Origin of the sequence: Rhodanobacter geophilus, from assembly GCF_040812275.1 — a bacterium.
Taxonomy (GTDB): Bacteria; Pseudomonadota; Gammaproteobacteria; order Xanthomonadales; family Rhodanobacteraceae; genus Rhodanobacter_A; species Rhodanobacter_A geophilus.
Genome location: NZ_JBFOHL010000001.1, coordinates 414,429 through 430,872, shown reverse-complemented (window position 1 = coordinate 430,872; position 16,444 = coordinate 414,429). Strand labels below are relative to the sequence as shown.

General features: G+C 69.2%; 10 protein-coding genes, 1 tRNA gene and 2 pseudogenes. 6 read left to right on the top strand and 7 right to left on the bottom strand.

The features are described 5' to 3' along the window. Positions 1–120: 120 nt before the first annotated feature. A pseudogene (locus ABQJ56_RS16885) lies at positions 121–2,577 on the bottom strand (Lhr family helicase); the annotation flags it as partial. Between the two features lie 221 nt (positions 2,578–2,798). Next, positions 2,799–4,761: pseudogene (locus ABQJ56_RS16880) on the bottom strand (DEAD/DEAH box helicase); the annotation flags it as partial. A 197-nt stretch (positions 4,762–4,958) separates the two neighbouring features. Here ABQJ56_RS16880 and ABQJ56_RS01900 point away from each other — a divergent pair. Both ABQJ56_RS01900 and ABQJ56_RS01895 read left to right on the top strand, forming a co-directional pair. Continuing rightward, positions 4,959–6,956, top strand: a complete 1,998-nt coding sequence (locus ABQJ56_RS01900) for a S1 family peptidase (protein ID WP_367843289.1) — start codon at positions 4,959–4,961, stop codon at positions 6,954–6,956. Between the two features lie 5 nt (positions 6,957–6,961). Further along, positions 6,962–7,828 (top strand): alpha/beta hydrolase, encoded by an 867-nt coding sequence (locus ABQJ56_RS01895; protein ID WP_367843334.1) that lies wholly within the window; start codon positions 6,962–6,964, stop codon positions 7,826–7,828. On the opposite strand, the gene ABQJ56_RS01890 is transcribed toward ABQJ56_RS01895, so the two are convergent. Next, positions 7,785–7,860 (bottom strand) — tRNA-Ile (locus ABQJ56_RS01890). The two genes, ABQJ56_RS01895 and ABQJ56_RS01890, sit on opposite strands and share 44 nt — an antisense overlap. 164 nt (positions 7,861–8,024) lie before the next feature. Between ABQJ56_RS01890 and ABQJ56_RS01885 the strand changes: the two genes are divergently transcribed. Beyond that, positions 8,025–8,396, top strand: coding sequence for a SnoaL-like domain-containing protein (locus ABQJ56_RS01885; protein WP_367843288.1), 372 nt, complete (start codon positions 8,025–8,027; stop codon positions 8,394–8,396). Between the two features lie 131 nt (positions 8,397–8,527). Here ABQJ56_RS01885 and rpoD read toward each other — a convergent pair whose 3' ends face one another. Beyond that, on the bottom strand, positions 8,528–10,399 hold the full coding sequence (rpoD, locus tag ABQJ56_RS01880) for an RNA polymerase sigma factor RpoD (protein ID WP_367843287.1): 1,872 nt from the start codon (positions 10,397–10,399) through the stop codon (positions 8,528–8,530). A 146-nt stretch (positions 10,400–10,545) separates the two neighbouring features. Continuing rightward, positions 10,546–10,986 carry a D-aminoacyl-tRNA deacylase gene (gene dtd, locus ABQJ56_RS01875; RefSeq protein ID WP_367843286.1) on the bottom strand — a complete coding sequence of 147 codons (441 nt, stop codon included), beginning with the start codon at positions 10,984–10,986 and terminating at the stop codon, positions 10,546–10,548. 82 nt (positions 10,987–11,068) lie between these two features. Between dtd and ABQJ56_RS01870 the strand changes: the two genes are divergently transcribed. After that, positions 11,069–11,965 carry an LpxL/LpxP family acyltransferase gene (locus ABQJ56_RS01870; RefSeq protein ID WP_367843285.1) on the top strand — a complete coding sequence of 299 codons (897 nt, stop codon included), beginning with the start codon at positions 11,069–11,071 and terminating at the stop codon, positions 11,963–11,965. A 42-nt stretch (positions 11,966–12,007) separates the two neighbouring features. Next, positions 12,008–13,030 (top strand): phosphogluconate dehydrogenase (NAD(+)-dependent, decarboxylating), encoded by a 1,023-nt coding sequence (gnd, locus tag ABQJ56_RS01865; RefSeq protein WP_367843284.1) that lies wholly within the window; start codon positions 12,008–12,010, stop codon positions 13,028–13,030. Between the two features lie 35 nt (positions 13,031–13,065). Here the strand turns inward: gnd and ABQJ56_RS01860 are convergent, their stop codons facing one another. Beyond that, positions 13,066–14,835 carry an SLC13 family permease gene (locus ABQJ56_RS01860; protein WP_367843283.1) on the bottom strand — a complete coding sequence of 590 codons (1,770 nt, stop codon included), beginning with the start codon at positions 14,833–14,835 and terminating at the stop codon, positions 13,066–13,068. A 167-nt stretch (positions 14,836–15,002) separates the two neighbouring features. Here ABQJ56_RS01860 and ABQJ56_RS01855 point away from each other — a divergent pair, with 167 nt between their 5' ends. Continuing rightward, entirely contained in the window at positions 15,003–15,938 is a 936-nt protein-coding gene (locus ABQJ56_RS01855; protein WP_367843282.1) for a patatin-like phospholipase family protein, read from the top strand. Positions 15,939–16,011: 73 nt separating this feature from the next. Here the strand turns inward: ABQJ56_RS01855 and ABQJ56_RS01850 are convergent, their stop codons facing one another. Then, a complete protein-coding gene (locus ABQJ56_RS01850; protein WP_367843281.1) occupies positions 16,012–16,380 on the bottom strand; it encodes a DUF488 domain-containing protein in 369 nt (122 codons plus the stop codon). Positions 16,381–16,444 lie beyond the last annotated feature (64 nt).

The following is a 16,444-nucleotide window of genomic DNA, read 5'->3' as shown; positions in this document are numbered from 1 at the left end:
GGACCCCTGCCCTTCGGCATACGGAAAGGAGGGCAGGCAACACCCGGGTGCCTGCGGGCCGCTGCCATCCGCGATGCCGGCTGCGTCGCCGCCCGGCAAACGGCCCGGCGACGATCCGGCTCAGGCCCGGCGCCGCGCCATCACCCCCGGCAACAAGGTTTGCCGCGCCGCCTGCGCATCGGCGACGGAAAGCTCCAGCAAGGGCACGAACTTGCCGGCGACCTGCGCTGCCAGCGGCACGCCGTCGCGATAGAGCACCCGCGAGCCGGGCACCGCCGGCACCTTGTCGCCCGCCAGCACGCCGCCCAGCAGGTTCAGCGGATCGCAACCGCCCACCACGACCAGCGCGCCGTCGTCCGCGCGCTGGCGGATCGCGCGCAGCGGCGCGATCGCCTCCGGCAAGGCGAACTGTTCGCCCACCAGGCCCTCCACGAAGCGACCGCCGCGGATCTCGCCGCGCGCCTCCAGCCGGCGATACACGCGCAGCAGTTCGCGCCAGCGCGGCAACCACGGCGCCTCGCGCTCGAGCAGTTGCCAGAACACCACGCCGTAGCGGGCGAGCAGGGTGCGGGCCACGTGTTCCACGGCTTCCGCCTCAATCGAATAAACGTCGCGCGAAGCGCCGCCATCCCCTCCTCTCCCCTGCGGAGGGAGGATTGAGGTGAGGGGCCGATCTTGCGTTGAAGAACGCACCAGCGACCAGCGCCCCGCATCCTCGATGCCGCCGAACACATGCCGGCGCATCCGCCGCTGCCCTGTCGCCTCGCGCTTCGCCGCGGGCAGCAGCAGCGCGCGCAGGCCGGCGAAGCTGTCCGCACTGGCGCGACCGGCGGCGACCAGCTCGCCCAGCGCGTCCTCCAGTTCGGTACGCAACAGGTGGGCGATGTGCTGCAGTTCGTCGAAGAACAGCGCACCGTGCTCGCGCAGCGCGTCGGCCACCGCCTGCGCACGCGAGGACAACAGGCCTTCCTGCGGCGAATCGTCTTGCGCGACGGCCGTCCAGACGGCCATCTTGCGGCGCGGCAGCAACACGATCGGCGTCGCGCGCACCGGGCCGCTGCCGCCGCCCGCGCGCAGCCGGCTCCAGCCGATGCGGCCGGCGCGGCATTGCTCGTCCAGCCAGCTGGCCGAGTAATCCGCGATGCGGGCGGGCAGGATTTCCGCCTCCCACGCGCCTGCTGCCGCTTCGTAGCCCTCCAGCTGCGCCAGCACTGCCGACAATGCATCGGGGCCGCGCAGCTGCGTCGCGGGGCTCGCGTGCTGCCAGTCGAGCAGGAAGCGCACCAGCTCGCGCCGGCTCACCGGCTCGATCTCGCGGCGCAAGCGGCCCAGCGTGTAGCGATGGATGCGCGCGAGCAGATGGCGCTCGCACCACTGCGTTTCGGCAACGTCCGGATCGAATTGACCCTGGATCACGTAGCCCTCGGCCTGCAGGCGCAGCAGCGCGGATTCCACTTCGGCGGGCGCCACGGCCAGCGCCGCGGCCAGCGCGCCCACGGTCACCGGCCCCGAACCCAGCAGGCGGCCGCGCACCAGTTCGCGCAGGGCGTCCTCGCGGGTCCAGGCCTGCATCGCGTAGTCGGCAGGGGCAGCGATGGCGGGGCACGGCGATGCATCGGGGTGCACGGCCTGCCACAGCGGCAGCTTTTCCGCGCAGGCCCACACGTCACCACCACCCTGCAACGACAAGCGCGTGGCGCGCTGGTCGTCCGCCAACGCGCGCAGCTTGTCGTCCCATCCCGGGTTCGCCGCCACTTCGTCCACGACGATGCCGCCCAATGCATCCAGCGCCTCGTGCATCTCGTCCGCGCTGCGCACCTCGGGCCAGGCCTCGGCGCGCACCGCGGCGATCGCGCCGGGATCGAGCCGGCCGAGATCGCCGGCGCTCGCCGGACCGTCCTGGCGCACGGCGCGGGTGCGTCGTTCCTCCAGTGGCGCGTCGTCGAGGAAGGCATAAGGCGCGGCATTGAGCACGGCGCCGGCGAGCGGGCTGGGCGCGGCGAGGTCGCGTGCGACGAGGCGGATCGCGCCACCTTCGAGCTGGCGCAGCAGGCGCAGCAGGCCATCCACGTCCATCGCCTCGCGCAGGCAGTCGTGCAGGGTCTGCGCCACCAGCGGGTGGTCGGGAATCTGCCGCTCGCCGACGATGTTCTCCAGGCAGGCGACCTGGTCGGGAAACACGGCGGCGAGCAGGTCCTCGCTCTTCATGCGCTGCAGCTGCGGCGGGGTCTTCCTGCCGCCGATGAAGCGCGGCAGCGCCAGCGCGGTGACCGCGTTCCAGCGCCAGCGCGCGGGGAACAGCGGCGCGTCGAGCAGGGCCTGCACCAGCACGTGCTCGGCCGTGTTCGAGTGCAGGTAGCGCGCCACTTCCTCCAGCGGAAAGCTGTGGCTGGTGGACAACGACAGCACGATGGCGTCCTCGGTGGCCGCGGCCTGCAGCTCGAAATTGAACTGGCGGCAGAAACGCTTGCGCAGCGCCAGGCCCCAGGCGCGGTTGATGCGGCTGCCGAACGGCGCATGGATCACCAGCTGGGTGCCGCCGGACTCGTCGAAGAAGCGCTCGAACACCAGGGTCGATTGCGTGGGCAGCACGTCCAGCGCGGCCTTGGCGGCGGCGAGGTAATCGACCAGTTGCCGCGCGGCGGCCTCGCCCAGGCCGAGCTCGTCGCGCAGCCACATCAGCGCCTTGCTCCCCTCTCCCCCCGGGAGAGGGGTTGGGGGTGAAGGTTCGGTTGTCGCCGGGCGTTCAGGCACGGCCGCACCGCTGCCCCTCTTCCGAAGGGAAAGGGGTTCAAGCAAGGCATCCATTTCCTCGCGCAGACGCGACACCGCAAACGACAACTCGTCCGTGCGCCCCGGCGCCTCGCCCAGCCAGAACGGGATGCTGGGCGGCACGCCGTGCGCATCCTCCACGCGCAGGCGGTCGCGCTCCACGCGCAGGATGCGGTAGCTGGTGTTGCCGAGCTGGAAGATGTCGCCGGCGAGGCTTTCCACCGCGAAATCCTCGTGCACCGAACCGACCACGGTACCCTGCGGCTCCAGCACCACGAGGTAGTCGGCGGTGTCGGGGATCGCACCGCCGGAGGTGAGCGCGACCAGCCGCGCGCCGCGCCGCGCGCGCACGCGGCGATGCACGGCGTCGCGATGCAGGTAGGCCGCGCGTGCGCCGCGGCGGGTGGTGAAGCCTTCGGCCAGCATGCGCACCACCGCGTCGAAATCCACGCGCGCCAGCGCCCGATAGGGGTACGCCCCGCGCACCAGCGCGTACAGCGCGTCCTCGTCCCATTCGCGGCAGGCCACTTCGGCCACCAGCTGCTGCGCCAGCACGTCCAGCGGCTGCGGGGGTTGCACCAGCGCATCGAGCTCGCCGCGGCGCAGGGCGTCGAGCAGGGCGGCGCATTCCACCAGGTCGTCGCGCGTGCTGGGGAACAGGCGCGCCTTCGGCACGCCGCCGACGTGATGGCCGGAGCGGCCCGCGCGCTGCAGGAAGGCGGCGATGGAACGCGGCGAGCCGAGCTGGCAGACCAGGTCCACGTCGCCGATGTCGATGCCCAGTTCCAGCGAGGCGGTGGCCACCAGCACCGACAGCTCGCCGCGCTTCAGCCGCCGCTCCGCGTCGAGCCGCTGTTCCTTCGCCAGGCTGCCGTGGTGCGCGGCCACGGCTTCCTTGCCCAGCCGCTCGGAGAGATGCCGCGCCGCGCGCTCGGCCAGCCGCCGCGTGTTCACGAATACCAGGGTGGTGCGATGTGCCTGCACCAGTTGCGCGATGCGGTTGTAGACCAGCTCCCAGGCATCGTTCGACATCACCGCTTCCAGCGGCAACGGCGGCAATTCGAGCGCGAGGTCACGCTTGCGCACGTGGCCGGTGTCGATGATGGTGCAGCACGACGCTTCCTTCTCCCCGTCGGGGAGAAGGTGGCCCGAAGGGTCGGATGAGGGGTGGGTGCTCGCGGAGGTGTGGCCAAGAGCGTGCTCTGAGGCGGATTGTCGCAAGGGTGACCCCTCACCCCGACCCTCTCCTCGCTCCTCGGAGCCGACGCCATCCATGGCGTCTCCCCGCGTGCCCCAGAGGGGAGAGGGAGATGTCGCGCCGACCAGGAAGTCGGCGATTTCCTCGATCGGCTTCTGCGTCGCCGACAGGCCGATCCGCTGCAGCCGCCGCTGGCACAACGACTCCAGCCGTTCCAGCGTCAGCGCCAGGTGCGCGCCGCGCTTGCTGCCGGCGACGGCGTGGATCTCGTCCACGATCACGCTGCGCGTGCTGGCGAGCATCTCGCGGCCGGAGGCGGAGCCGAGCAGGATGTACAGCGATTCCGGCGTGGTGACGAGGATGTGCGGCGGCGTCTTGCGCATCCACGCGCGCTCGGCCTGCGGCGTGTCGCCGGTGCGCACGGCGGTGCGGATCGCCACTTCGGGCATGCCGAGCTTTTCCAGCTCGGCGCGGATGCCTGCCAGCGGTTCTTCCAGGTTGACGTGGATGTCGTTGGACAATGCCTTCAGCGGCGACACGTAGACCACCCGCGTCTCGTCCGGAAGCGCGCCGCCGTTCGCCACGCCTTCGCGCACCAGCGCATCGATCGCGGCGAGAAAGGCGGTGAGCGTCTTGCCCGAGCCGGTGGGTGCGGCCACCAGCACGTGGCCGCCTGCGCGGATCGCCGGCCATGCCTGCGCCTGCGCCGCGGTGGGCGTGGCGAAGCGGCCGCCGAACCAGGCGGCGACGGCGGGGTGGAAACCGTTCAGCGGGGAGGCATCCGCTTGCATGCTGGGAGGGGCACAACGTCCATCGGGACTTCGGATTCTACGCGCCTGCCCGTCTGCAAACCGCCACGCGGACGGCTGCATCGTGGCCGCCGCCCGCCATGCAAGCCATGCGTCGCCATGCCAAGATGCGCGCTGGCCGCTGTCCGCGAGGATGCCGAGGGGAGTCCGCGGGCCGCGCCTCCATGCGAAGGAAACGTATGCGTACAGGGTGCGACTGGGCGATCCGCCATTGCGGCCGGATCGGCATGCTGGTGCTGGTGGCGGGTCTGGGCGTATCGACGGTGCAGGCGGCGAGTCTCGATGCCGCGCTGCTGCCCAGGATCCAGGCCGCCACGTTCGAGGTGGTGCAGGCCAAGCCGACCAGCGATCCGCTGAGCTACGAGAAACCGCTGCCGCTGGACCTGCTGCCTTACCAGGAGCGCACCGACAAGTACTACTCCATCGGCACCGCGTTCGCGATCGGCCACAACCGCTACATCACCGCCGGCCACGTGTTGCTGGCCGGCGTGGACAGCCTGTGGGGGCAGCCCGAGCTGCGCGACACCGCCGGCCACGTCTACCCGATCGGCAAGATCGAGAAGTTCGACCTGCGCAAGGATTTCGTGGTGTTCTCGCTGGCCGGCTCGCCCGCTGGCGCCACGCTGGACGTCGACGCCCGGCCGACCTTGAACACGGCGGTCTACGCCGTGGGCAACGCGCTCGGCACCGGCGTGGTGATCCGCGACGGCCTGTACACCTCCGACACGCCCGAGCAGCAGGACGGCGCATGGAAGTGGATGCGCTTCTCCGCCGCCGCCTCGCCCGGCAACAGCGGCGGTCCGCTGCTGGACAAGGACGGCAAGGTGATCGGCGTGGTGCTGATGAAATCGGCCAACGAGAACCTCAACTACGCCTTGCCGATCCACGAGGTGCTGGACGCGCCGGACGGCAAGGCGGTGATGAATACACGCATGGCCTACCAGCTCGATATCTTCGACACGCTGCAGAACGGTACCTTCAAGGACGAATTTGCGCTGCCCGTGGATCTCGCGGATTTCTATCGCAGCTTGCAGGCACGTCTTGCTGCCTTCGGCGAAGGGCAACTGAAAGCCCTGCTTGCGAAGGAGTCGGCCGACCTGTTTCCGAACGGCCGGAATTCGGCAATCCTGCTGTACGAGCAGACCAAGATCGACGGCACGCCCAAGCTGATCGTTCGCGGCAGCGATGGGAAATGGATCCGGACCGGATTCCAGTCGCGGAATTTCGCGCTTGACGACAGTGGCTACGTGGACATTGCCGTGACAGGCCGGAATGCGCTCATCCACATCTCCCGGCCTGACGACATGGATGGAGCCAGGTTCCACGGCGACGCGAAACTGCGGATGGACCTGCTCGCCAAGACCGGCATGTTCCAGCGCACGGTGGCGGGCGAAAAGATCAAGATCACCTCGCTCGGCAAGCCGATGTCCGAGGCGGTGCACGTGGACCGCTGGCAGCGTTCCTGGAAAGTGGGTGTGTGGCCCCTGCCTTACGCGAACGTCGAGGTCGTGGCGTACTCGCTGCCGGTTCCGGACGGCAGCGCGATGCTGCTCCGGATCGTGCCGGCGGCCAACGAGCACGACACGAAGCTCGACCTCGATGCGCTGACCGACTTTGTCAACGTTTCCTATATCGGCAATCTCGCGCAGTGGAAGGAGTTCCTCAGGCAGACCGCGCTGTTGCCACCTGCGTTCCGCAACATCCATATCGACTTCGACTACGGCCACCGCTTCAGTTACGCCTCGCAGCGCATCTCATATTCGCTCACCTCCGACGTGCAGAAGATCACGCCCCGCAGCGAATTGTGGCTGGGTTTCAGGTTCTTCCTGGAAGGTGATCAACCCGTGTGGGACGCGGGGCTCGTGGATCTCTGGGAGGACGAGGGCTCGGACAAGAACAATGTCGATGTCCAGCGTTTCGTCGAGCCACCGTCGGGAGTCGACGAAGACCTGAGCGACAAGTGGCGCAAGTTGGCGTCGCACGGATATCCCTACAACGGTGTGGCGCGCAACGAGGACGGCCTGATGAAGATCGATGCCGTGGCGGCGCAGGCCGGAGCGGCATCGCCCAAGGTGCTGTACACGGCGTTCTACGGCATGGAAGGTGACCAGCCGCAGGCGTTCATGAAGGGAAAGCTCGGCCTGCTGATGAAAAACCTGCAGGTAAGGGAGCATTAAGCGCGATGGCGGGCGCAGCGACATGGCTGGAGATGCCCGACGGCCAGCCGCTGCGCCTGCACGACTGGCCGCTGCCGCAGGCGCGCGGCGGCGTGCTGCTCGTGCACGGGCTGGGCGAGCATGCCGGCCGCTACGCGAACCTCGCGCGCTGGTTCAACGCACATGGCTATGCCGTGCGCGCCTGGGACCAGCGCGGCCATGGCGAGAGCCCCGGGCCGCGCGGCGTGCTCAGCCATGCCGACGACCTGCTGGCGGACCTGTCCGTGGTGCACGCCGACTATGCACGCACGCTGGGCCGCGCGCCGCTGCTGCTCGGCCACAGCATGGGCGGCCTGGTCGCCCTGCGCGCCGTGCTGGACGAACGCGTCACGCCGCAGGCGCTGCTGCTGTCCTCGCCCGCGCTGCGCAGCCACGCATCACCCGGCTTGCGCCGGCTGGCCGCGACGCTGGCGCAACTGTTGCCAAGCCTGCGCCTGCGCAACGGCCTCGACCTGGAACGCCTCAGCCACGACCCGCAGGTGGTGGCCGCGTACCGCGACGATCCGCTGTGCCACGACCGCGTCAGCCCGCGCCTCGCCGACTTCATCTTCCGCGCCGGCGCCACCTGTATCGCCGATGCGAGCCGCCTCGAAGTGCCCACCCTGCTGCTGGTGGCCGGCGACGACGCACTGGTCGACGCCAGCGGCAGCCGCGATTTCTCCGCCGCCGCCGCGCACACGAAGAAGCTCACCACGCGCTACTTCGCGGGCCTGTACCACGAGCTGTTCAACGAGGCCGAGCCCGGCCGCGGCCAGGTGCTGCGGCAGCTGGAGGACTGGCTGGGAAAGATGGTGGGCCCGGAAGGATTCGAACCTTCGACCAAGGGATTATGAGTCCCCTGCACTAACCGCTGTGCTACAGGCCCACGGAGAACGCAAGAACGACCGCCATGCTGCCCGCGAGCGCGTCACGACGGGCTTGGCATGGTAGCGGCATGGAATGTGGGCGTCGAGCCGGCCGGAGCCGTTGACAACATACTGTCAGCAAACCGGCATAGTTTGGTCGCTCCGTCCCAGTGGAGATCTCCACATGAACACCGAAGCTGTGGCGAAGCGACTGGTAGAGCTGTGCCGCAAGGGCGAGTACGAGCGGGCGCAGCGGGAGCTGTACGCGCAGGATGCAGTGAGCATCGAGATGCCGAGCGCGCCGGAGGGCGCACTGGGCGACGCGCAGGGACTGGAAGCGATCTACGAGAAGGGTCGCCACTTCGCCGCGATGGTGGAGACGGTGCACGCGAACAGCGTGAGCGATCCGGTGGTGGCGGGCGACTGGTTCAGCGTGGCGGTGGCGATGGACGTCACCTTCAAGGGACGCGGCCGCCTGCAGATGGAGGAGGTCGGGGTGTATCGCGTGTGCGACGGCAAGGTGGTGGGCGAGCAGTTCTTCTACAACATGGGCTGAGCCGGTCCGGAAACGGCGACGGCCGCTCGCGCGACCGTCGTCCTGCCCCTCTCTCTGTCCCTCATCCTCGCTCTTCGGAGCAGGCGCCACCATGGCCCCACGGTCCGCCAGCGCGAGAAGGCGGAACCGGATCAATCCACGTCGAGGAAGGAGCGCAGCTGCTCGGAACGGCTGGGATGGCGCAGCTTGCGCAGCGCCTTGGCCTCGATCTGGCGGATGCGCTCACGGGTGACGTCGAACTGCTTGCCGACCTCTTCCAGCGTGTGGTCGGTGTTCATGTCGATGCCGAAGCGCATGCGCAGCACCTTGGCCTCGCGCGGGGTGAGGCCAGCAAGCACGTCGCGCACGGTCTCCATCAGGCCGGTCTCGGTGGCCGAGTCGATCGGCGAGGAGGCGTTGCTGTCCTCGATGAAGTCGCCGAGATGGGAATCCTCGTCGTCGCCGATCGGGGTTTCCATCGAGATCGGTTCCTTGGCGATCTTCAGCACCTTGCGGATCTTGTCCTCGGGCATCTCCATTTCCTTGGCCAGCTCCTCCGGCGTGGCCTCGCGGCCATACTGCTGGAGCATCTGGCGGGAAATGCGGTTGAGCTTGTTGATCGTCTCGATCATGTGCACCGGGATGCGGATGGTGCGCGCCTGGTCGGCGATCGAACGGGTGATCGCCTGGCGGATCCACCACGTCGCATAGGTCGAGAACTTGTAGCCGCGGCGGTATTCGAACTTGTCCACCGCCTTCATCAGGCCGATGTTGCCTTCCTGGATCAGGTCGAGGAACTGCAGGCCGCGGTTGGTGTACTTCTTCGCGATGGAGATGACCAGGCGCAGGTTCGCCTCCACCATCTCCTTCTTGGCGCGACGGGCCTTGGCCTCGCCGGAAGCCATGGCGCGGTTGATTTCCTTGATGTCGGTGAGCGGCAGGAACAGCTTCTGCTCGATCGCGGCCAGTTTCTCCTGCTCGGCGTCGATCGCCTCGCGGTGGGTCTTCACGTTGGGCGACCACTTCTGCCGCTTGCGGCCCAGCTCGGCGGCCCACTCGAGGTTGCCCTCGTTGCTGGGGAAGGCCTTCAGGAACTCGGCCTTGGGCATCTTCACCTGCTTGACGAAGATGTCCATCAGCACGCGCTCGTGGTGGCGGATGTCGCCCACCACCTCGCGCAGCTTGCGCACGAAGCCGTCGATCAGCGCGCTGGGCAGCTTGAGCTTGAGGAACTCCTCAGCCATCTGGTCGCGCAGCTTGACGATCTTCTTGTCGGTGATGCTGGTGGCCTTGGGCGCGGCCTTCTGGAACTTGGCGTAGTGGTCGCGCAGCAGCTCCATGCGGCGCTTGACCTCCTCCGGGTCGGGGCCGCTGGCGACGGCCTCCTCGTCATCCGAACTGCTGTCCTCCTCGTCCTCCTCGTCGCCCTCGCCCTCGCCGTCGTCGACGGCATTGGCGGCGGCTTCCTCCGCCTCCAGGCGCGCGGCGTCGGCGGCGGCTTCCAGGTCGAGGAAGCCGGCGAGGATCTCGGACAGGCGGCGCTTGCCGTCCAGGTGCTGGTCGTATTCCTCCAGCAGCAGCTCGATGGTCAGCGGGAAGCTGGCCAGCGCCTGCTGCACCTGGGAGAGGCCTTCCTCGATGCGCTTGGCGATGGCGATCTCGCCCTCGCGGGTGAGCAGCTCGACGGTACCCATCTCGCGCATGTACATGCGCACCGGGTCGGTGGTGCGGCCCACCTCGGCGTCCACGGCGGAGAGTAGGGCGACGGCTTCCTCGGCGGCGGCCTCGTCGTCGCCGGTCGCGCCGGGCGCGTTGTCGGCCAGCGGGTCGGCGTCCGGCGCGGCGTCGTGCACCTCGATGCCGACGCCCTTGAGCACCGCCATGATGTCCTCGATCTGCTCCGCATCGACGATGTCGTCGGGGAGGTGATCGTTGATCTCGGCGTAGGTGAGGTAACCCTGCTCAAGACCCTTCGCGATGAGCGCCTTGATTTCGGACTGTTGCTCGTGGACTTTGTTGTTCATTCACCGACCGCCGCAGGGTTCAAGAACCGGACATTATAGCGATATGCTGCTTTTTTGACCAGTTTTCAAGATGGAAAAGTTCCCCGGCCTGCACGCAAAAATCGCGCCAGATCGCGGGTTTGCGCACCTCCCGCTGCGCCGGACATTCAGCCTGTGTCGAGCCGGAACGTCACTGGCCCGTCGTTGACCAGACTGACCACCATATGGGCGCCGAAACGCCCGGTTTCCACCACCGGGTGCGCGGTGCGTGCCAATTCCAGCAGCCGTTCGAACCAGCGCCGACCTTGTTCTGGCGGGGCCGCGCTGGTGAAGCTGGGCCGCATGCCGGAGCGGGTGTCGGCGGCGAGCGTGAACTGGCTCACCAGCAACAGGCCGCCGCCGGTGTCGGCCAGCGAGCGGTTCATCCTGCCGGCGTCGTCGCCGAACACGCGGTAGCCGAGCAGACGTTCCAGCATGCGCCGTGCCTGCGGCTCGCCATCATGGGGTTCCACCGCCACCAGGGCCAGCAGGCCGGGGCCGATCGCACCTACAGTTTCGCCTTCGACCTCGACACGGGCGGAGAGCACACGCTGGATCAGGGCGATCATGGCGACTCGGCGACAGGCGGAGCGTGCAGCATAAGCGCGCCGCGCGGCCGGTGGAAGCACGGCTATCCCGTACACTGCGCCGATGCGTGCCGACATGTTCCTCGCCTATCTCCTGCTGCGTCTGCTTGCCCTGCTGCCGCTGCGCGGCTTGCAGGCCGCCGGCAAGCTGCTGGGCCGCCTCGCGCTGTGGCGGCGCACCCGCACCGCGCACCACGTGGCGGTGAACCTGGCGATCGCCCGGCCCTGGCTGGACGAGGCCGCGCGCACCGCATTGCTGCGCGAGGCGCTGGCCGAAAGCGGCAAGTCGGCCACCGAGATCATCAAGATCTGGGGCGCGGGCGCCGAACGCGCGCTGCGGCTGGTGCGCGAGGTGCGCGGCGAGGCCCTGTTCGACGCCGCGCTGGCTGCGGGCAAGGGCGTGATCATCGCCGCACCGCACCTGGGCTGCTGGGAACTGCTGAACTACTGGCTGTGCCGCAAGACGCCGATGGCGATCCTGTACCGGCCGCCACGCATCGCCGCGGTGGAGGGCCTGCTGCGCAAGGTGCGCGGTGCGCTGGCACCGGAGCAGGTGCGCGCCGAGGGCGCCGGCGTGCGCACGCTGTACAAGCGGCTCGCCGCGGGCGGCACGGTGGGCATCCTGCCTGACCAGAAGCCGCGCGCCGGCGAGGGCGAGTTCGCACCGTTCTTCGGCCGCGAGGCGCTGACCATGGTGCTGCTGCCGCGGCTCGCCGCGCGCACCGGGGCCACCGTGCTGTACGCGTTCGCGGAACGGCTGCCGCGCGGTGCCGGCTACCGCATCCATTTCCTGCCCGCGCCGGACGGCCTGGCCGATCCCGACCTGGGCACGGCCTGCACGGCGCTCAACCGTGGCGTGGAGGCCTGCGTGGAGCTGGCCTTTCCCCAGTACCAGTGGCAGTACAAGCGCTGGTCGGCCGACGACCGGCCCAGCCCCTACGACACCGGGAACCACCGCTAGGCTCGTGCGCGACGACAAGCGCTGCACGGCGACAGCTATATCGTGAATCGATTGTCCGGCCCGCACCGGGCCGGGCAATCCCGAAACCTTGCGGCGGGCGCGCCACGCGCGCGGCCACCGCGCTTCCACTCTCACCACAAGCGGAGCGACACGATGGAACTGGGCATGGTCGGGCTGGGCAAGATGGGCGCCAACATGGCGGAACGGCTGGTGCAGGGCGGCCACAAGGTCACCGGCTTCGACCCCAGCGCCGACGCGCGAAAGGCGGTGGCGGCCAAGGGCGTGGCCGGCGCCGATTCGCTGGAAGCACTGGTCAGGGCGCTCCCTGCGCCGCGCGTGCTGTGGCTGATGGTGCCTGCAGGCAAGGTCACCGACGACACGGTCAACGCGTTGCTGCCGCTGCTCTCGAAGGGCGATACGGTGATCGACGGCGGCAACTCCAACTACAAGGACACGTTGCGCCGCGCCGCGCTGTACGACGGACACGGCCTGGGCTACGTGGATTCCGGCACCAGCGGCGGCATCTGGGGCCTCAAGGAGGGTTACAGCATGATGGTGGGTGGCGACGCGAAGACCATCGACACGCTCAGGCCCATCTTCGAAACGCTGGCGCCCGCCGCCGACAGGGGCTGGGGTCGCGTCGGCCCGGTGGGCTCCGGCCACTTCACCAAGATGGTCCACAACGGCATCGAATACGGCCTGATGCAGGCCTACGCCGAAGGCTTCTCCATCCTCGCGCACAAAAAGGAATTCGGCCTCGACCTGCACCAGGTCGGCGAGATCTGGCGCTACGGCAGCGTGGTGCGCTCCTGGCTGCTCGACCTCACCACCGACGCGCTGGGCAAGAACCCCACCATGGACGGCATCGCGCCCTACGTGGTCGATTCCGGCGAAGGCCGCTGGACCGTGGACGAGGCGATCGACCTCGACGTGCCCGCACCCATCATCACCGCCTCGCTGATCGAGCGCCTGCGCTCGCGCGACACCGACTCGTTCTCCGACAAGCTGCTCGCGGCGATGCGCAACGAGTTCGGCGGGCACGCGATCAAGAGCGAGGCGAAGTAAGAGCTCGCCCTGGCCGTTCCATCCCGGCCAAAAGCTCAGCCGGGATGGAACGGCCAGAACTTCGGGATCAGCCACATCGACAGCGTGCAGAACAGTGCGATCAGCGGGATGCCCACCTTCATGAAGTCGGTGAAGCGGTAGCCGCCGGCGTAATACACCATGGTGTTGGTGGGATAGCCGACCGGCGTGGCGAACGAGGTGGCGGCGGCGAACGCCACGGCCACCACGAACGGGCGCGGGTCGGCATGCACGGCGTGCGCCACGCTGGCGGCGATGCCCACCATCAGCACCACCGAGGGGTTGTGGCCCATCAGCTCGGTGAGCAGGGCGGTGAGCAGGTAGACCATCAGCAGCGCGGCGAGCGGGCCGTGGTTGCCGACCAGGCCCAGCCCGGCCTGCACCACTTCCTGCGACAGGCCGGTCTTCTCGATCGCGGTGCCCAGCGGCAGGATCGCGCCGAGCAGCACGATGATCTTCCAGTCCATGCCTTCGTAGACGTCCTTGCGGCCGAAGCAGCCGGTGAGCGCCATCGCCGCCGCGCCGCAGATCGCCGCCACCGGGATCGGCAGCCAGCGCATGCCGGAGACCACCACCACGCCGGCCATGATCGCCGCCGCCACGATCGCCTTGCGCGACATGCGCCGCGCGTCGTCGCGCTCGCTGAGCACGATGAAGGCGTCGTCGCCGCGCAGCTGCGGCATGCTGCCCTCGTCCACCAGCACCAGCAGCACGTCGCCCACCGCGAGGCTGACGTCGCTGAGCTTGTCGCGCAGCACCTGGCCGCGGCGGTGGATCGCCAGCACCACCGCGTCGGGGCGGCGGCCGAGATCGGTCTCGGCCAGCCGCCGGCCCTCGGCGAGGCTGGCTGGCGCCACCATGATCTCGGCCAGCACGCGCGGGTGATCGGGGTCGCGCACGTAGCGGCTTTCCGGCACGTTGTGCAGGTGGGCGCGGCGCTGGAAATCCTCGATCTTCTCCCAGTCGCCGCGCACCAGCAGCACGTCGCCGGCCTCCATCTGCTGCGAGCGCGGCGACCACATGCGCCGCTCGCCGCGCAGCAGCTCCAGCGGATACACGCCGTAGCGCTCGCCCAGCTGCGCCTCGCCGATGCTCTTGCCCAGCAACGGCGACTGCGCGGTGAGCGCGAGCTCGGTGACGTACTTGCCGATCTCCACCTCTTCGATCTCGTCGGCGTCGATGTGGCGCGGCAGCAGCCAGCGCCCCACCAGCATCAGGTAGACCATGCCGGCCATCGCCAGCAGCACGCCCATGCCGGTGAACTCGAACACGCCGAACGCAGGCAGGCCATATTTCTGCGCCAGCGAATCGGCGAGCAGGTTGGACGAGGTGCCGATCAGGGTGCACACGCCGCCCATCTGCGCCGCATAGGCCATCGGCATCAGCACGCGCGCCGGCGAGGTGCCGGTGCGCTGGCACACGCGCAGCGCCAGCGGCAGGAAGGTGGCGACCAGGGCGATGTTCTTCACGAACGCACCCAGCGGCGCGATCGCCAGCATCATGGTGAGCGTGAGCAGCCACGGCTTGCGGATGCGCATCAGCAGCCGGCTCAGCGGCTCCAGCACGCCCGAGCGCTCGATGCCTATGCTGAGCGCGAACATCGCCGCCACCGTCACCGTGGCCTCGTTGCTGAAGCCCGACAGCGCCTCGGCGGGGCTGACGATGCCCAGCACCACCAGCGCGGCGAGCACCACCAGCGCCACCAGGTCGATGCGCAGCTTCTCGCTGGCGAACAGCGCCATCGCCACCGCGATCACGGCGACCACGCCCCAGGCCTGCCAGCTCATGCCGCTGCTTCCGCGCAGCGGTGCAGCTGCGGCGTTCGGCGTGAGGTCGACATCGGGATCATCCTGGCGCCTGCAGCGGCGATGCAAACCGCATGCTACGCGACGGCGGTGCGGGTGCAAAACCGCCTACATGCCCCGTTCACCGCGATCCACGGCAGAATGCGCGCATGACCACGCCGCTTTCCAGCGAAACAACCGACACGCGCCGCCGGCCCACCGTGGCACTGGCGCTGGGCGCGGGCGGCGCCAGGGGGCTGGCGCACATCGGCGTGATCGAGGAACTGGAGGCGCAGGGCTACCACATCACCGCGATCGCCGGCAGCTCGATGGGCGCGCTGATCGGCGGCATCCACGCGATGGGCAAGCTGGACGTGTACCGCGACTGGGTCAGTGCGCTGGCCAAGTTCGACGTGCTGCGGCTGGTGGACTGGACCTTCTCCGGCGGCGGCCTGATCAAGGGCGAGAAGATCATCGGCACGCTGCGCGGTCTGATCGGCGACGCGCTGATCGAGGAGTTGCCGCTGGCGTTCACCGCGGTGGCCACCGACATCGACCGCGAACGCGAGGTCTGGCTGTCGCGCGGCCCGCTGTTCGACGCGATCCGCGCCTCGATCGCGATCCCCACCGTGTTCCGCCCGCATCACATCGACGGCCGCCGGCTGGTGGACGGCGGCCTGCTCAACCCGGTGCCGGTGACACCGCTGATCCGCGAGCCGGCGGATTACCTGATCGCGGTGAGCGTGGACGGTGCCGCCACCGAGCCCGCGCCACCGCCGCCCCCCGGCGATGAGGGCGCCGACGCGCCGGGCTATCGCCAGCGCATCGGCGCCTTCATCGGCCGGCTGATGCCGCACGGCGGCAATGGCGACATGCCGCGCGAACCCGGCGCGCTCGAGCTGCTCACCCAGGCGATGGACCTGATGCAGGCGAACCTCTCACGGCTGCGCCTCGCCGCCTACGAGCCGGACCTGCTGATCCAGCTGCCGCGCAACATGGCCAGTCCCTACGAGTTCTACCGTGCCCGCGAGCTGATCGAGCTGGGCCGGCTGCAGGCGCGCGAAGCGCTGGCGCACTGGCCGCGTGGCGCCACACCACTGACGTGACCCGGCGGGGATTGCCCCCGCTCCTGCAACGGCGCGCATGCAGGAGCACCCCGTCGCGCGCAGTGTGCTTCCCCTACCGTGGCCCGTGCGTGCGCAGCCAGTTTTCCAGGTAGGCTTTCATCACCACCGCGTTGTTGTGCTCCTCGTCGCGGGCACCGTAGAGCAGGGTGACCGGATGTTTCGCCGCCCGCTCGGCCAGCGGACGCCAATGCTCGGCCCGCTTGTCCAGCTCGCCCGCGTAGCGCTGGCGGAAGCCTTCCCAATGCGCCGGATCATGGCCGAACCACTGGCGCAGCGCGGTGGACGGCGCCAGCTCCTTGGCCCACAGGTCCAGCGGCACGTCTTCCTTCTTCAGGCCACGCGGCCACAGGCGGTCGATCAGGACGCGGTAGCCGTCGGACTTCGACGGCGGCTCGTAGACGCGTTTCACGGCAATGCTCATGCACGCAACTCCCGCAGGAAATGCGTTCCAGCATACGCCGCCCATGCCATGCGGGCGTGCCGCG

What these genes read in the sequence shown, in the direction of transcription:
- dtd (WP_367843286.1), bottom strand. Translation starts at nt 10,986, where the DNA reads ATGATCGCCCTGATCCAGCGTGTGCTCTCCGCCCGTGTCGAGGTCGAA.
- ABQJ56_RS01860 (WP_367843283.1), bottom strand. Translation starts at nt 14,835, where the DNA reads ATGAGCTGGCAGGCCTGGGGCGTGGTCGCCGTGATCGCGGTGGCGATG.
- rpoD (WP_367843287.1), bottom strand. Translation starts at nt 10,399, where the DNA reads ATGAACAACAAAGTCCACGAGCAACAGTCCGAAATCAAGGCGCTCATC.
- ABQJ56_RS01870 (WP_367843285.1), top strand. Translation starts at nt 11,069, where the DNA reads ATGCGTGCCGACATGTTCCTCGCCTATCTCCTGCTGCGTCTGCTTGCC.
- ABQJ56_RS01895 (WP_367843334.1), top strand. Translation starts at nt 6,962, where the DNA reads ATGGCGGGCGCAGCGACATGGCTGGAGATGCCCGACGGCCAGCCGCTG.
- ABQJ56_RS01850 (WP_367843281.1), bottom strand. Translation starts at nt 16,380, where the DNA reads ATGAGCATTGCCGTGAAACGCGTCTACGAGCCGCCGTCGAAGTCCGAC.
- ABQJ56_RS01885 (WP_367843288.1), top strand. Translation starts at nt 8,025, where the DNA reads ATGAACACCGAAGCTGTGGCGAAGCGACTGGTAGAGCTGTGCCGCAAG.
- ABQJ56_RS01900 (WP_367843289.1), top strand. Translation starts at nt 4,959, where the DNA reads ATGCGTACAGGGTGCGACTGGGCGATCCGCCATTGCGGCCGGATCGGC.
- ABQJ56_RS01855 (WP_367843282.1), top strand. Translation starts at nt 15,003, where the DNA reads ATGACCACGCCGCTTTCCAGCGAAACAACCGACACGCGCCGCCGGCCC.